Below are 16,247 nucleotides of genomic sequence, written 5' to 3'. Positions count from 1 at the left end.
GATTTTTTAATCTTTCAGATTATTTTTTTCTTTAGAAGATTTACTTCTTCTACCCATTTTATAAGCTAGATGAATAATCTTTTTTTCTTCTTTGTTTAAATCTCTATTTAGAATCTTTTTGAATTCGCCGAAAATGCTATCATAATTTACTTTTCGCTTTGTAACAGGTTTCTTTTTATCATCATTATCGAAATTATATTTTTTAGTCTCTATTTCATCATTAAAAATATTTTGAAATACTAAAGAAGTATAATAAGCATCATTTAAAGCGTTATGATAAGATTTATCTTCATTCAATTCTAACAGTGTAATAGCATTTTGAAGACCAATGCTTTTTCCACTTGGATTTTTAAAGTAAACAGAAGCATGATGTTGGATATTGATATAAGTGCTAGATAAACTATCTATAGATAATTTATAATAATTGATATTTCTGTATAATTCTTTTAAATCTCCATTTCCCCAAACACAAAGTATATTGTTTTCCTTATTTATAAAAGACTTAAACATATTAAAAGCTTCAGAAAAACAAGGTGCATTTTTTACATCTTCATTAGTTATGTTAGTCATTTTCTTTATGAAGGGGTGAATTTCTTTATATATGTGAGGTTTAACAAAAGTGTTAAAAGTATCAATTATTTCTAAGTTAGAGTCCAACTTGACAGCGCCTATTTGAATAATTTCAAAAGGGCATTTTTCATTAGAAACTGTCTTATTTAGCTTTCTATCAAATCCTTGATTAAACTCTAAATCAAAAACTATATATTCCATAAAATCTTTCTCCTAAATAATAATTGTGTAATACTATAATTAAAGAATGTAAAATTAAAATAAACTATAATATCTATTTTTAAGTATAACCTATTATTAATAAAAAGTTAAACTTTTTATATTATTTATATTATTATTAATTATATGTTGAATATGAATAAAAAATATATTGCGAAGAATTATTAAATTGTTTATAATAAAATAAATGAAATTACGAATTATTTCGGTGGAGAAATAAAAAATGATACGGAATATATTTGACCTAAATTTGGAGGGAATAAAAAATGAAAAACTTTAATGACATGCTATACTATGTTAATAAAAATAATTATAATGACGAAGAATTTAAAGATTTAATGTCAAGACATAAAAATATAAGATTTGTATCTTTAGTGGGAGTAGATTTAGGAGGAAACGCAACAGATGAAAAAATTCCTATAGAGTTTTTCTTAGAAGATGTGGAAGGATTTTTAAAGTCAGCAATACAAACAGATGGATCTTCTGTTGAATTATATGATATAGCAACTCTAAATAATGCAAAGGTAGATTTAATGCCAGATATTAATTCAAAATGGTATGTTGACTATAATTTAGAACATATAGATGAAAATACTAATTTGCCAATAGGAACACTGAAAATTCCAGCATTTTTAATTCATGATAATAAAAAAGTTTGCTCGAGAGGTATATTACAAAAAGCTGAAAGACATTTTAAAAAATCTTTGATTGAATTATTTAAGGAATATCCTCATTTAATAAATAACATAGGAATAGACAGTGTAGATGATATAGAAGATATACTTTTGACAGCAGCTACGGAATTAGAATTTTGGGTAAACACTCCAGAAGATAAGGCCGATTTAGAAAAATTAGCAGTATCTCAAAGCTTAAAAGAGCAATATTGGAAAAGAACTCATGGAATAATAAGAACGTGCCTAGAAAAATCATTAATTAAATTACAAAACTTAGGAATAAGTCCAGAAATGGCTCATAAGGAAGTTGGAGGAATACAAAGCTCTATAAGTATAGAAGGTAAAACAAATCATGCTATGGAACAATTAGAAGTGTCTTGGAAGTTTGATTCACCACTTAGAGCGGCTGATAATCAATTAATAGTAAGAGAAGTAATAGAAGATATATTTACAATGAACGGTCTAGAAGTAACCTTTAAGGCTAAACCTATATATGGTGTAGCAGGTAGTGGAGGTCATGCTCATATAGGTGCAAGTGTAAAATTAAAAAATGGAAAAATTCAAAACTTATTTGCTCCAAAAGATATGAAAGAAGACTATTTAAATGAAATAGGATATGGAGCTTTAATGGGATTACTTCACAACTATGAAGTTTTAAACCCAATAGTAACTTGTACAAATGACGGATTTGAAAGATTAGTACCAGGCTTTGAAGCACCTGTTTGTATAGTAACATCTCTTGGTCATACCTATGAAATACCATCAAGAAATAGATCAGTACTTGTTGGACTTGTAAGAGATGCTAAAAATCCTAAAACTTTAAGATTTGAACTTAGATCACCAAATCCTCTTTCTAATGCTTATTTAGTTATAGCAGGTTGCTATCAAACTATATTAGACGGAATTATAGCTACTGCAAAAAGCAAGCTAACAACTAAAGAATTAGAAAAAGAAATATCTAAAAACCTAGGAGAAGAAAGCTTCTATTTAGATAAAAATAGAATGTATAGAGATGAAAATGATGTGTTCGAACACTACAATGAAGAAGAAAGAAGAATAAGATTTGGTGAACCACCTGCAACAGTATATGAAAATATGCAAAACTTTAAAAAGTATGAAGAAAAACTTAAATCATTAAAAAATGGAAATGTTTTTAGTGACAGTATAATTAACTCATTTAGAACAGGTGCCATTGATAAATGGAAAAAAGAGTTAAGATTTAGAATTATTCATGATCATATGGATAGATTAAGAAGTTATGTAAAATTACATACAAAAGAGAATATGGATGCTTTAGATGAAGTAAATTGGAATGCAATTACAGAGTTAAAAACAAAAGTAATGAAAGATACATTAACAAGTAAATGTTTATTTACAAATATTATAGAAGCTATAGAAAATAAAGATTATGAGACTGTGTCAAACCTTCAAAAAGAGCTTAGCGATGATATGAAAATGCTTCAATCTTTATATGTAGATTATGCCAAAAATATATTTTAATATATGTTCTCTTATTACAAAAAATACTGTGGATTAAAGGTCCACAGTATTTTTTAGTTATTATAAAATTATACTAGAGGTATTAATAATACACCTATAAATAAAATATAAGATAAAAATCTTAAATATTTAGTAGATATAAGTTTTTTTATTGGTATATAAATAAATATGAGACTTACAATAATAGTCATTACAATTAGATAGAATAATAATTTTGTAATATATGCACCATAAAGATTGACAATTAAAAGTATAAATGTGAGTACAAGAAATAATTCATTGTACTTTGTAAAAAAAGGCAATACTTTATTTATATATTTTTTCATTTGGAAATTTTGTGTTGCGAAGTAACAGTCCCTAAGTATGTAAAGTAAACAATATAAAAATGAAAATACAAAAATACTTAGAAATAAATAATTCTTAAAATTTATATCCATAAAAATTCCCCCTTTGCCCTTAATACATTTTATTTAGGTTAAATGAAAATTATAAATAGAATTATAAAAAAATTAAACTTGGTTAATAATAATGTTTATAGGAAAAGGAGGAATAAAATGAATAAATATTTAAAGGTATTGATTGCTAATACCCTTTTATTTGTAAGTTTAATATATAGCTTTCAAGGTGATATTTCCTATGGTCAAAGCAATAACATGGATATGTTAATATCAATAACAAAACAAGAAGAGGATTTAAATAATAAAATAAAAGATTTAGACTGTATATTAAAAAATGAAAATCAAAATATAATTTTAAGTAATGATATGGAAGGTAGTTTGTTGGAAAGAAAAATTAATATAGATATTTTAAAATATAGTCAAATTAAATTTTTAAAAATGTTTTTCGAGAGACAATTAATGAATTGTGAAAAAAGTGAAAGTTTATTAATAAAAGAAATTAAAAAAGAAAAAGAAGAAACTTTGAAAAATAGCAATGCTATTTACATAAAAGGAGAATGGCCCTTAGAAAATTACAGATATATTAGTTCTGGATATGGATATAGAATACATCCAATAACAAAAAAAATAAATTTTCACAATGGGATCGATATTCCTGCGCCCAAAAATACTTCTGTGCTTGCAAGTGATGATGGTATTGTAAATTTTGCAGGTTATAAAAATGGATATGGATATGTAGTAGAAATAGAACATTTTGACAATAAAAAAACATTATATGCACACAATGATAGTATAGCAGTGAAAGAAGGGCAAATCGTTAAAAGAGGAGAAGCTATTGCTAAGGTAGGATCAACAGGAAATTCAACGGGAAATCATGTTCACTTTGAGGTTAGAATTAATGACAAGAGAATAAATCCACTATATGGAATAGGTAATAATTATAAATAAAAAAAGCAAAGATTAAGTCTTTGCTTTTTTTATTTATAATTATTGAAATTTTAAAACAATTTAGAATATTTAGTATAAAATGAAAATTTTATGGTGTAATAAAAAGGATTTAATTATTAATGTATAGAAAGTAATATTAATATAATTTAGTATAAAAATAAAAATAATGGCTTACTGAAGGAATGGGGGAGGAGTTGTATGAAGTCTAGGTTGTTAAAAGATATATTAGTATATGTTGTAGTTCCTGTTTTACTTTTTAATGCTACTCTTATAAGGAACATAGAAATTGCCTTTCAAGTTTCGTGCGCTATTGCAATAGTTTATTCAGTTTACACTAGAATTAAAGAAATCAGAGTGAATTTTACTGGCTTAACTATATTTTTTATAACAATTGCTTATTTTTTATCTAGTAAAAATCCAGATCCAGATGATGTATATTTTTATAATACATGTATCTTTTTATCTCTAGCTTTAATAATTCCAGGATTAAAGGTATTTAATAAAGATATTAGTATAATAGTGCTAAAAGATATATTAAAATCTTTAAATAAAAATAGTTTGGCAATGATTAGGTTATTAAAGAAAAAGTCAATGTTAGGTGAAGTCAATAAAATATGTTCAATGATAGAAACAAACTTAATATTAGTATCTCTTTTAAGAATTATCAATATCTTGATTTATAGGGGAGGAAGCAATTCATATTTAAACTTTATAACAAATTGTGCAGGAGTAATATTTACGGGACTTATTATTTATAAAATTATAAAAGTTGTTGGAGAATCTAAAAAGTTGAATATTGATAAAAATAATAAGGGAATAAGTAATGAAGATAATACAAAGGGAAAGGTAATTAATTTTAACTCCTTTAAATAGTTATTTATAAAAGAATTAAAAAATCATGTTTGCATATGCAAACATGATTTTTTTGTTATTTAAGAAGTTCGAAAACATAATCACCTATTTTATTAGGATGTATGCTTTTTTTGAAATAAGTAATATTTTCATCCATAAATTCAACTCTTGAATCCAATTTATTATTTAATAAATCCTTTATTAAATCTTTTAAATCTTCATCATTATCATATAAGATGCCTATTCCTTTATCTCTGATAAATTTAGCGTTTTCTATTTCTTGGCCAACCTTTGGATTTTTAACTATTATTGGGGTGTTTGAGCTAATTGCTTCAAATAATGTTGCACCACCAGACTTAGTTAACATTAAATCATAATTTTTTAATAAATCAGACATGTTAGTAACAAATCCTCTAACATCAATGTTTTGAAGAGGTTTTTTTATAGTTAAAGTATCATAAAGTTTTTTATTGCTACCAGTGACTATAGTAACATCAAGTACATCATTATATTCATTTAAGTACTCATCAAGCCAGTGCATAAAACTTTCATCAAAATCAAATAAACCTCTACCGCCACCTATAAGAAGTAGTCTAAGTTTATCACTTCGTATTTTTTGATTGCAAATGAAATTCTTACTTACAGGAACGCCTGTCACTCTAAAAATACTAGGATCTAATCCTTTTTGTACATATCTATTTTTTATTTCATAAGATGGTACAAAATACATATCTGTTGTCTTAAATATCCATTCTAAGCTATCTACTACATCAGTTATTACAGTTATAGAAGGTATTTCTTTGTGTGGATGTTTTGTGTTAAAATCATTTACACATGCTGCGGCACATGGAAATGTTGAAATAATTAAATCTGGATCAATACTTTTTATGTATTCAGCAAGTTTTGGCATATATATTTTATATGATATATCGTATTTAGCATCAAAAGATTTTTTTATATAATAGTAATAATTGTATAGTCCAGGCACATACTTAGTATTACTTTCGTACATTTTTACCATAGGTTTATTTATACGAGGAACACTTGCGCTAATAAAATTTTCTATTAAAATATTTATATTATCATCTTTTTCTTGAATATATTCTTTTATAGCCTTTGCTGCACTAATATGCCCAGCACCAAATTGAGCTGTTAATATCAGTATAGTTTTTTTGTTTTCTATTTCATTCAAAATATCACCTCGAAAAGAAAGTTTCTTTTATAGTATTATACCTTTGTATTTAATTATAATCAATGACAATGATTTTGATAATAAATTTAAAAATTATAAAGGAAAGTTAACCTCTTATGTAAAACATAGAAAAAGAGGTGAAATTATGGAAAGTATTAAAGATAGTACTTATAATAAAAATAGATCACGTGATGGTGAAGATTTATTTAAAAAAATGAAAATATATATTTTTTCATTAATAGGTATAATCATCTTTTTCATACCTATAAAAATTAATAACCAAACTGAAACATTATTATATCATATATCTTATTTTTTAGAGAATAAAGCATCAATGCTTATGAATATAAGTATTATGTTTTTTATTTCATTATCTATTTTAAAAAACATAATAAATGTAAAGAAATCAAGTATAAACAAATTTTTAGTATTCACAAAAATTTTCAGTTTAATAATACTTGTTTTTATATCCGTTGGAAAAGGAGAAATTTTTTTTATAGATGATAGCTTTATATTTATTTTAAAAGATTTAATATTAAATTTAAGTATTGTTCTTCCTATTGCATCTTTGTTTATGCCATTTTTATTAGATTATGGATTAATTGAGATTACAGAAGCTTTTACTCATAAAGTTATGAAAAAACTATTTAGAGTGAGTGGAAAGGTATTTTTAAATTTTTTAGTATATTTATTAGTAGATAATGTATGTGGGGTCTTCGTTACTTATAGTCTTTATAAAACTGGCAAACTTAGAGAAAGAGAATGTGCTATTACAATTTTAAATTTTTCAGTTTTATCATTAAGTTTAACTAGAGATTTATGTAATAAGATAGATATAAATATGGGTAAATTTTTAATGATTGAAATGGTAGTTTTAGTTATATGCAATGTTATTATAAGTAGAATTTATCCTTTAAAAAGAAAAAAACAAAGTTATTATTTTAAATCTGGTCATAAAAATGTTAATTGTAAAAAACATAAGCTAAATACAGCAGTTAAAAAATATTATGAAAACAGAACAAGTAAAAAATTTATTAGCATATCTTTGTCATATTTAAATGATGTAATATATATTTTAATGGATTTGATCCCTATAATTATAACTATCTTTTTTATAGGAAATATTGTGTATAATATAACCTTTATCATGGATATAATAAATAACTTTATTTGTATTATCATTACAAAACTTAATGTTCCAAACAGTATACTAATGTCTAAAATAGTTAATTTAAACTTTTTTAATAACATTTTGTCTATAAAAATCATAAATAATAACACTTATTATTTAAGTAGAATAATGATAGGATTGTTTATAAGTATTCAATGTATAAGTATAAGTTTTTTAATGCCTTTTATTAAAACATCAATAATTGATTTAAATATTGTTGAAATATTTTTAGTAGCGATTGAAAGATTTTTAATAATGATTTTTATTTTCTTCATTTCATATAATTTTTATTTAGGATATGTACTTTAACTAAATAAAATTAAAATTACAAGTGAAATAACTTGTAATTTTTTTGTAAGAAAATCTTCATAAAAGATCTATTGTGCTTTGCACAGTACTATGTTAATATTAATACATAATAAGTTTAACATAGTATTGTTTTATACACAGTAGTTATGTTATAGCTAATAATTTATTTTTAAAAATTGAAAGGAGAAGACATATGAATACCCAGTTTAGAAAAGGCGTGCTGGAAATATGTGTCCTGGCTCTAATAAACAAGAAGGATATGTATGGATATGAAATTGTACAAAATATATCAAAAGTTATTAATGTTAATGAAGGTACTATATATCCTATATTAAGAAGATTAACAAAAGATGAATTTTTTGAGGCATATATACTAGAATCAAGTGAGGGACCAGCTAGGAAATATTACAAGATAACAAATGCTGGTAAAACTTATTTAAGCAAAATGATTAATGAATGGAATGATTTTGTAAGCGCAGTAAGTTTGATTTTAAATGATGAAGGAGGCATAGGCTGTGAATAGAAAAGAATTTTTAGATATTTTAAGAGATTACTTAAAAAAAGATTTCTCAGAAGATGAAATAAGTGACATAATAAGAGATTATGAAGAGTATTTTGTAAATGGCGAAATAGAAGGAAAAAGTGATTTGGACACTATTGCAGCTCTTGGTTCTCCAAAATCAATAGCTAGAGACTTAATTAAACAAATTAAAGATGATGAAAGCAAAAGTAACAAAAAAGATAAAATAGAAGATGTATTTATTAAATATAAAAGAAAAATGAAAGAAAGTTGTTTTAGATGTAAAGATTTTTTGGATGAAAAATTGACACCTAGCTTAAATAATGAAAAGTCATTATCAAGTAAAGGAGTAAGAGTAGTTTTAACTTTATTATCTTTAGTATTAATTGTGCCAGCTTTTATGATTATATGTTTTATGGCATTTATAGCAGGTATGTTATCTTTATCTTTAATTACTTTTTTTATAGCAATACCACTAATGATAAGTTTTTCTTGGTCTGCGCCACAAATAGCATTTTTCTTTATTTTTTTATCAATAGCATTTATAGGATTTCAGATTATCGCATGGCAAATATTCATATTTATAGTTAAATATATGAAGAAAACTTATAAAACATATAACAATTGGATTAAAACAAGAAAAATATATATTAATGCAAATGAGCCAATAGGAAATATAAATAAGGAAGAATACGAAGGAGGCAAAGATGATGAATAAAAAACTATCAATATTTGCTATAGTTTTAATTATAGTAGGATTAATTGGAACTATTTGGTCAGGTTTTTTCTCTATGCCTTATTTTATAAGTAAATTACAAGATTTTGATGAACAAGTTAATATGGAAAATACAATATACGAAAAAAGTATAGATTTAGATGAGATAAATATAAATACTAATTATGTTAATACAAAAATTGTAAAAAGTAATACAGATAAGGTAGTAGTTAAATCTAGAGGGCTTTATGAAAATATGGATATACAGGTTAGAGATAATGATAAAACACTATCAGTTAAGGAATTAGATAAGAATTTATCTATGAATAAAATTAAAAGTGTAGATGATTTTACTTCTAAACTTCTAGAAAATGTATTTTCTAACCATATGAACATGATAATAATATATGTTCCCAAAGATGTAAATTTAAAAGTTATAAGTAAAAGTGGATCATTAATTATAGAAAGTGATATATTTTTAAATGAATTTTCATTTGACACATATAGCGGATCGTTATCACTATCTAATGAAGTTAAAAATTTAAATAAATTAAGTATAAGCTCACAAAACTATGTATCACTTCAGCTAGGAGAAATATTAGGCATAAAAGAAGTAAATATTTATAGCAACGATGTTTATATAGAAAGTGACAAATATAACTTAGAAGACATTGAAAGATATTTACCTAATAAAGTTACTATAAAATGTAACAACTTAGGCAACAATAATATTAATATAGAGTCAAATTTACCAATAAGTCAAAATCTTAGTATAGATGCATATAAGTCAGAGGTTAATATGAACCTTCCTCTTGATAGATATAAATTTAAATTTGATGTAAAAGCTTATGAAAATATTGATTTGAATGAATTTTTACAAAAAGATTATGATAAAGAAAAAGATTATGATTTAAAAGAATTCAAAAAAACTATAAATAAAAATTTAGAAAATGAGTATAAAGTAAATATTCAAGCAACAAATGTATATTTCAATTAAAAATATTTTTAAACTCAAACAATACAAGTAAAGCCTATTTGTATTGTTTTTTTGTATTACAATAAGTAACCACATTACAGGCTTTTCATATAATTATATTAAGTAACATAAGTTTTAGGGCTTATGGAATAAAAACAACAAAAGGAGTTTGACTTATTATGAAAAAAAAGAAGAAACAATCTTGTTCTTGCGCTCCTCAAAATGAAGCTTGTAAACCAGTTGAAGCTGTAAAAACTACTAAAAAATGTGAGGTTTGTAAACCTTGCGAAACTGTAGTAGAATGTACACCTATTTCATCTTGTAAACCATCTCCTACTGCAAAGAAACCAATCGCTTCTTATGTGGAGTGTCCTTGTGGTGATTATGAGATAACTTGTGTAGATAAATGTGTGGAGTTAGCTAAAAAAGCAGAAGAATTATTTGAAAAAGCTTGCAAATATGAAGTAGATGCAACACAAACATTTAATCAAGCTAAGGAATGTGAAAAGAGTGCTAAATTATTATCACAAAAGGCATGTAATTTATTGCAAAATGCAAACAAAAGTGAAAATCAAGCTAGAAATGATGAATGTAAAGCAAAAGAATTAATGCAAAGAGCACAAGAATTGTGTGAAAAAGCTAAAGCTTTAAATAAAGAGGCAGAATGTATAGAAAGAGAAGCTAAAGATAATTGTGAAAGAGCTAAATGTCTATATGAAAAAGCAGAAAATTATAATGATAAAGCTAAATGTTTATATAATCAAGCATTAAAATATGATGAAAAAGCATTAGAATGTTACAAAACAGCAGGTGATAAGATAAAAGAATATGAAGGCAAGTCTAAGAAGTGTGAAGAAATGCTAGATAAATGTGGTAATAAACTACAAAACTGTGAAAATAATTGTGTATCAAATCAATCAGTACAACCTAAAATGGATATGATGCCTTCGATGTCATCATGTGGATGTAACAAACCTTGTAAAAATACTTGTGAGACTATAGTAGAAAAGACATGTAAATGTTATGATGAAATAATCTATGTGGATATGGATAATGATTGTTCTTTTGAAAATTCATGTTCAACTTATGTGAGTCCAATGTATAATATGTCACCAATGCAATGTATGGGCAACTTTACTAATAAATATCCATCATTAGATAACTCTAATATGTCTCCTTATACTAATGGATATGATGAGATGTGGATGAATTATTATATGCATATGCAACAAATGATGCAACAAATGCCATATAATAAATAAGGTTAAATAAATAGGGGGAGAAGGTAGAGTTTTTAGCTCTACCTTTTTACATAATATAAATATGTTAATTTTGTGTAAAATAATAAAAAAAATATGGAAATTTATTCTAAATTAAATACAATTATAATATACTAAAAATATACTATTAAAATAAATTAATCCACGAGGGAGTAATTCCGCAGTATATGCGAGGTAAGTCAACATCCTGGCTGACAATTTAGCCTGGTTTACCTTAATGAATGAGACTTGTGTATAGATTTTTCTATGCATAGGTCTCATTTTTTATATTCATAATAATAAGAAGGAGGTATGAAAATGAGAGAATACTTGACTGATTACAAAGAAATATTAAATTCATTAGGATCTAGTTCTGAAGGAATAAGCGAAGAAGAAAGTAAAGTAAGATTAAAGGAAAATGGATTAAATAAACTTGAAGAAGGTAAAAAGACACCAATAATTGTAAAATTTTTAAAAGAATTAACTAATCCAATGACAATTATACTTATTGTAGCTGCCATAATATCAGGTATAACAGCAGCTTATGCTAATGAATCTTTTACAGATGTTTTTATAATATTTGCAGTAGTAATAATAAATGGCATACTTGGAGTATATCAAGAAAATAAATCGGAAAAAGCTATAGAAGCTTTGCAAAATATGACTGCATCAACATGTAAAGTAATAAGAAATAATAAACAATTAATAATTAAAAGTGAAGAAGTTGTTCCGGGAGATATAATTTTATTAGAAGCGGGAGATGCAATTCCAGCGGATGGAAGAATTATAGAAAGTGCTAGTTTGAAAATTGAAGAAGCTGCACTAACAGGAGAATCTGTAGCAGTTACAAAACATAATTACACATTGTCACTATCATCTAGTGAAAAAGATATATCTCTAGGTGATAGGAAAAATATGGTGTACATGGGAAGTTCAGTTGTTTATGGTCGCGGTAAAGCTATAATAACAGCCACAGGAATGAATACAGAAATGGGAAAAATAGCTAATGTACTCTCTAATACAAAAGAAAGTCAAACTCCTTTACAAGTTAAACTAAGTCAACTTAGCAAAACCCTTAGTTTTTTAGTTATAGGAATATGTATTTTTATATTTTTGTTCACCCTTGGAAAATCTTATCCTAATTTAAGCGGCGAAGTATTTATAGATACATTTATGGTTGCTGTAAGTTTGGCAGTAGCAGCTATACCAGAAGGTTTAGCTACAGTTGTTACAATAGTTTTAGCTATTGGGGTTACAAATATGTCTAAGAAAAGTGCTATTATAAGAAAATTAACTGCAGTAGAAACTTTAGGATGTGCTCAAATTATTTGTTCAGACAAAACAGGAACTTTAACACAAAATAAGATGACTATTGTTAAATATTATGGATATAATGAAAAACTTTTAGCTAAATCCATGGCACTTTGTAGTGATGCCGTATTAGATGAAGACAGTAAAAAAGCTATAGGAGAGCCTACAGAATGTGCTTTAGTCAATTATGCATACAAATTAGGGTTAAATAAAAATGATTTAGTAAAAACTGAAGTTCGTCTTAAGGAACTACCTTTTGATTCAAACAGAAAAATGATGACTACTATTCATAAAAATAAAGAGAATTATGTTCAATACACAAAAGGAGCTCCTGATGTAATATTAAAACGTTGTAACAAGATATTAATAGATAATAAAATAGAAGACTTAAGTGAAGAAATTAGAAATAAAATAATTAAAGAAAATAAAGATATGGCTGATAAAGCCCTTCGAGTTTTATGCTCTGCTATAAGATATTATGAAGAGGTACCAAAAGAGATTACAAGTGAAGCATTAGAAAATAATCTTATATTTGTAGGTCTTACAGGAATGATAGATCCAGTAAGAGAAGAAGTAGTAGATGCTATAAAAGAATGCAATAGTGCAGGAATTAGACCTATTATGATTACAGGAGATCATAAAGACACAGCAGTTGCCATAGCCATTGAACTAGGAATAATAACAGGTAGTAGTGAAGCTATAACAGGTGCAATGCTTAATGAAATTAGTGATGAAGAGTTTGAAAAGGATATAGAAAAATACTCAGTATATGCTAGAGTTCAGCCAGAACATAAAGTTAGAATAGTAAACACATGGAAGAAAAAAGGAAAAATTTCTGCTATGACAGGAGATGGAGTAAATGATGCTCCAGCCATAAAAAGTGCTGATATAGGTGTGGGTATGGGTATAACTGGAACAGATGTTACAAAAAACGTATCAGATATGGTTCTTGCTGATGATAATTTTGCTACAATAGTTCATGCAGTAGAAGAAGGTAGAAGAATTTATGATAATATTAGGAAATCTATACAGTTTTTATTATCATCCAACTTAAGTGAAGTTGTAGCTATTTTCTTTGCCACTTTAGTAGGGTTTGTTATTTTAAAACCTGTTCATTTATTATGGATCAACTTAATTACTGATTGTTTTCCAGCTTTAGCTCTTGGAACAGAAAAAGCAGAAAAGGATATAATGAAAAGATCACCTAGAAATTCAAAAGAAAGCATATTTGCTGGTGGAGTAAGTATTGATATAATATGGCAAGGATTTATGATAGCCATAATAACTATAGTGGCATATGTAGTTGGTCACTATATGGAGAGCGGAGTATGGGAGTTTGTAAATAGCGCTGATGGAATGACAATGGCATTTTTAACTATGTCTATGTCAGAAATATTCCACTCATTTAACCTTAGATCTAGAAGAAATTCTGTATTTACTATAAAATCTCAAAATAAATTTTTATGGGGTGCGATGATATTATCACTTTTACTTACTCTTGCAGTAATTTATATACCATTCTTGTCAAATGCTTTTGGCTTGGAAAGCATATCAATTATAGAATATAGTGTATCTATTTTAATATCATTTACAGTAATACCTATAGTAGAAATAGTTAAGCTTTTTCAACGAAAATATGAATCAAAATAATAATAAAAAGGAACTGTATTTTACAGTTCCTTTTTATTATTGACTTATATAGAAATAACCATTTACCATACTAACAATTAAACATGTAAAATTCTTTTTTAAAATTATTATCATGTATTTTACCATCCATTTATAAAAATATAAGCATCATCGCTGATTTCTCCTTTTATAAAATAATTGATAGAATTTTCTAATATTTCAATAGATTTGTCTATTTGTGTTTTAGTAATAATTAAAGGTGGTTGAATTCTAAGTGTGTTTTCGCCTAATGATATAAGTAGTAGACCATTTTTGATGCATTGATAGCATATTTTCTTTGTGGCAAGTTTGTCGGGTAAGTCAACACCTATAGATAAGCCTAAACCACGTATATCCATTATTATATTAGGATACTTATCTTTTAAGTAATTTAATTTATTCATTAAATAAGAACCTTTTTCTTTAGTTTGTTCAATAATATTATCTCGTTCAAATATTTCGACCATTTTTAAGGCTGCAGCACACACTGTAGCATTTCCAGAAAGAGTAAAGGCATGAGCAGGAGCATTTAAACATTCCATAATTTCACTTTTACCAACTACTATTCCTAAAGGTAAACCTCCACCACAAGATTTGCCCATAACAATTAAGTCAGGTTCAATATTGAAATGATCGATAGAAAACCAATAACCACATCTGCCTAAACTTTGCTGAATCTCATCAACAACAAATAGTATATTATTCTCTTTACATAATTTATATAAATTTTCTACATATTTTTTTGGTGGAACTATAATGCCAGAATCACCAGCAATAGGTTCGAAAAATACTGCAGCTACTTCATCAGCAGGTAAATACATTTGAAAAGCATTCTTTATTTCTTTCAAACACTCTAGGTTGCATTCAGATTCATTTTTACTATAGGGACATTTGATGCATATAGGATAATTAAAATGATAAATGTCAGGCAAAAGAGAGCCTATTTTTTTTCGCATATTTAAGCTTATTGCAGAAATTGAAAGGGATCCATAAGTACTTCCATGATAAGCTCCATGAAATGATATTATTTTATTTCTACCAGTATATCCTTTTGATAGTTTTATGGCAGCATCTATAGACTCTGAACCATTAGTACTATAAAGAACCTTTTTATTGCTATTACCAGGAGCTAAATTTATTATTTTTTCTGCAAGAATTACTGGTGGCTCACAAGTGAAATAAGCAATCGTATATTGTGTGATTTTGTCCATCTGATTTTTTACAGCTTGGGTAATTTCTTCATTACCATGGCCTATGTTAGCAGAAGAAGCACTTGATAGAAAGTCTATATATTCATTTTCATCATAGTCATAAAGTAAAGCTCCTTTTCCGCTTTTTATAGCTATGGGACAATAAGGTAGTTTTTGGATACTAGATAAAACTTTTTTTTCTCTCTCACAAATATCTTTATTAGTAAGATTCATTGTATTTCACCCCTAACAAATTAAAAATATATAACGATAACATATTACATAAATCATAATTCCTTATATTTATAAAAGTCAATAAAATATTAAAAACTTCCATATGATTATATGGAAGCTTTATATGTTAGAAATATAAATTATTTTAAGAGCTCATTTTCTATTGATGAATAAATTTTTTTCATCATTGAATTAAATTCATTAGTACTATTCATGTAATTTGTTACAAGAGGATCGTTGAAAAAATTAATATATTCTTTATCAAGTTTGGAAACTTTTTTATTTGCATCATCCATCTTATATCTAGAGTAAATTTGATTTTTTTTATTTAAATATGCATCTAGATGTCTTTTTAAAGACTTATTTCTTTCAAGTTCCTCTTTACATCTATTCATTGTTTTAAACTCTCTAGTACCTTTAATATAATAAGCAAGTTCTTTAGCTTTTTGATTTATATCCATAAAAATATCCTCCTTTAGGCCTATATTATATTTTATAAGCTTAAAGTAAGATATAGAATAAATTTTCATTAATATTTAGA

Annotated in this window: 13 protein-coding genes; 9 read left to right on the top strand and 4 right to left on the bottom strand. The window is 25.8% G+C overall.

All coding sequences use genetic code 11. The features are described 5' to 3' along the window. Positions 1-6 precede the first annotated feature (6 nt). Positions 7-771: a 3'-5' exonuclease gene (locus TEGL_RS13660; RefSeq protein ID WP_018589618.1), complete on the bottom strand. Its 765-nt coding sequence runs from the start codon at positions 769-771 to the stop codon at positions 7-9. Positions 772-1,055: 284 nt separating this feature from the next. On the opposite strand from TEGL_RS13660, the gene TEGL_RS13655 reads away from it, so the two are divergent. The 3 genes from TEGL_RS13655 to TEGL_RS13645 all read left to right on the top strand — a co-directional run bounded on the left by TEGL_RS13655 (position 1,056) and on the right by TEGL_RS13645 (position 5,182). Next, the gene (locus TEGL_RS13655; RefSeq protein WP_018589617.1) at positions 1,056-2,963 is read left to right on the top strand and encodes a glutamine synthetase; all 1,908 of its coding nucleotides are present in this window, start codon (positions 1,056-1,058) and stop codon (positions 2,961-2,963) included. Positions 2,964-3,517: 554 nt separating this feature from the next. Next, on the top strand, positions 3,518-4,309 hold the full coding sequence (locus tag TEGL_RS13650; RefSeq protein ID WP_018589615.1) for a M23 family metallopeptidase: 792 nt from the start codon (positions 3,518-3,520) through the stop codon (positions 4,307-4,309). A 198-nt stretch (positions 4,310-4,507) separates the two neighbouring features. Then, positions 4,508-5,182 carry a hypothetical protein gene (locus TEGL_RS13645; RefSeq protein ID WP_018589614.1) on the top strand — a complete coding sequence of 225 codons (675 nt, stop codon included), beginning with the start codon at positions 4,508-4,510 and terminating at the stop codon, positions 5,180-5,182. A 55-nt stretch (positions 5,183-5,237) separates the two neighbouring features. Here the strand turns inward: TEGL_RS13645 and TEGL_RS13640 are convergent, their stop codons facing one another. Beyond that, complete coding sequence (locus TEGL_RS13640; RefSeq protein WP_018589613.1) at positions 5,238-6,353, bottom strand: MGDG synthase family glycosyltransferase; 1,116 nt, start codon at positions 6,351-6,353, stop codon at positions 5,238-5,240. Between the two features lie 145 nt (positions 6,354-6,498). Here TEGL_RS13640 and TEGL_RS13635 point away from each other — a divergent pair, with 145 nt between their 5' ends. From TEGL_RS13635 to TEGL_RS13610, 6 genes are all read left to right on the top strand, one after another. Beyond that, entirely contained in the window at positions 6,499-7,833 is a 1,335-nt protein-coding gene (locus TEGL_RS13635) for a hypothetical protein (RefSeq protein WP_018589612.1), read from the top strand. 193 nt (positions 7,834-8,026) lie between these two features. Further along, on the top strand, positions 8,027-8,356 hold the full coding sequence (locus tag TEGL_RS13630; RefSeq protein ID WP_018589611.1) for a PadR family transcriptional regulator: 330 nt from the start codon (positions 8,027-8,029) through the stop codon (positions 8,354-8,356). Further along, positions 8,349-9,071: a DUF1700 domain-containing protein gene (locus TEGL_RS13625; protein ID WP_018589610.1), complete on the top strand. Its 723-nt coding sequence runs from the start codon at positions 8,349-8,351 to the stop codon at positions 9,069-9,071. Before TEGL_RS13630 ends, TEGL_RS13625 begins: the two co-directional genes overlap by 8 nt. Further along, entirely contained in the window at positions 9,061-10,065 is a 1,005-nt protein-coding gene (locus TEGL_RS13620) for a DUF4097 family beta strand repeat-containing protein (protein ID WP_081617842.1), read from the top strand. Before TEGL_RS13625 ends, TEGL_RS13620 begins: the two co-directional genes overlap by 11 nt. A 158-nt stretch (positions 10,066-10,223) precedes the next feature. Continuing rightward, a complete protein-coding gene (locus tag TEGL_RS13615; protein ID WP_018589608.1) occupies positions 10,224-11,306 on the top strand; it encodes a hypothetical protein in 1,083 nt (360 codons plus the stop codon). A gap of 315 nt (positions 11,307-11,621) precedes the next feature. Continuing rightward, the gene (locus tag TEGL_RS13610) at positions 11,622-14,264 is read left to right on the top strand and encodes a calcium-translocating P-type ATPase, PMCA-type (RefSeq protein ID WP_018589607.1); all 2,643 of its coding nucleotides are present in this window, start codon (positions 11,622-11,624) and stop codon (positions 14,262-14,264) included. Positions 14,265-14,383: 119 nt separating this feature from the next. Here the strand turns inward: TEGL_RS13610 and TEGL_RS13605 are convergent, their stop codons facing one another. Then, entirely contained in the window at positions 14,384-15,706 is a 1,323-nt protein-coding gene (locus tag TEGL_RS13605; protein ID WP_018589606.1) for an aminotransferase class III-fold pyridoxal phosphate-dependent enzyme, read from the bottom strand. 140 nt (positions 15,707-15,846) lie between these two features. Further along, positions 15,847-16,167 carry a YlbF family regulator gene (locus TEGL_RS13600; protein ID WP_018589605.1) on the bottom strand — a complete coding sequence of 107 codons (321 nt, stop codon included), beginning with the start codon at positions 16,165-16,167 and terminating at the stop codon, positions 15,847-15,849. Positions 16,168-16,247: the final 80 nt, after the last annotated feature.

Origin of the sequence: Terrisporobacter glycolicus ATCC 14880 = DSM 1288 (assembly GCF_036812735.1) — a bacterium.
Lineage (GTDB): Bacteria > Bacillota > Clostridia > Peptostreptococcales > Peptostreptococcaceae > Terrisporobacter > Terrisporobacter glycolicus.
The sequence above is the reverse complement of the archived record's forward strand: the minus strand, read 5'-3'. Positions and strand labels throughout refer to the sequence as shown.

Excerpts from the sequence above, each read along its gene's own strand:
- TEGL_RS13630 (WP_018589611.1), top strand. The coding sequence starts at position 8,027 with ATGAATACCCAGTTTAGAAAAGGCGTGCTGGAAATATGTGTCCTGGCT.
- TEGL_RS13605 (WP_018589606.1), bottom strand. The coding sequence starts at position 15,706 with ATGAATCTTACTAATAAAGATATTTGTGAGAGAGAAAAAAAAGTTTTA.
- TEGL_RS13660 (WP_018589618.1), bottom strand. The coding sequence starts at position 771 with ATGGAATATATAGTTTTTGATTTAGAGTTTAATCAAGGATTTGATAGA.
- TEGL_RS13650 (WP_018589615.1), top strand. The coding sequence starts at position 3,518 with ATGAATAAATATTTAAAGGTATTGATTGCTAATACCCTTTTATTTGTA.
- TEGL_RS13615 (WP_018589608.1), top strand. The coding sequence starts at position 10,224 with ATGAAAAAAAAGAAGAAACAATCTTGTTCTTGCGCTCCTCAAAATGAA.
- TEGL_RS13620 (WP_081617842.1), top strand. The coding sequence starts at position 9,061 with ATGATGAATAAAAAACTATCAATATTTGCTATAGTTTTAATTATAGTA.
- TEGL_RS13610 (WP_018589607.1), top strand. The coding sequence starts at position 11,622 with ATGAGAGAATACTTGACTGATTACAAAGAAATATTAAATTCATTAGGA.
- TEGL_RS13645 (WP_018589614.1), top strand. The coding sequence starts at position 4,508 with ATGAAGTCTAGGTTGTTAAAAGATATATTAGTATATGTTGTAGTTCCT.
- TEGL_RS13600 (WP_018589605.1), bottom strand. The coding sequence starts at position 16,167 with ATGGATATAAATCAAAAAGCTAAAGAACTTGCTTATTATATTAAAGGT.
- TEGL_RS13635 (WP_018589612.1), top strand. The coding sequence starts at position 6,499 with ATGGAAAGTATTAAAGATAGTACTTATAATAAAAATAGATCACGTGAT.
- TEGL_RS13655 (WP_018589617.1), top strand. The coding sequence starts at position 1,056 with ATGAAAAACTTTAATGACATGCTATACTATGTTAATAAAAATAATTAT.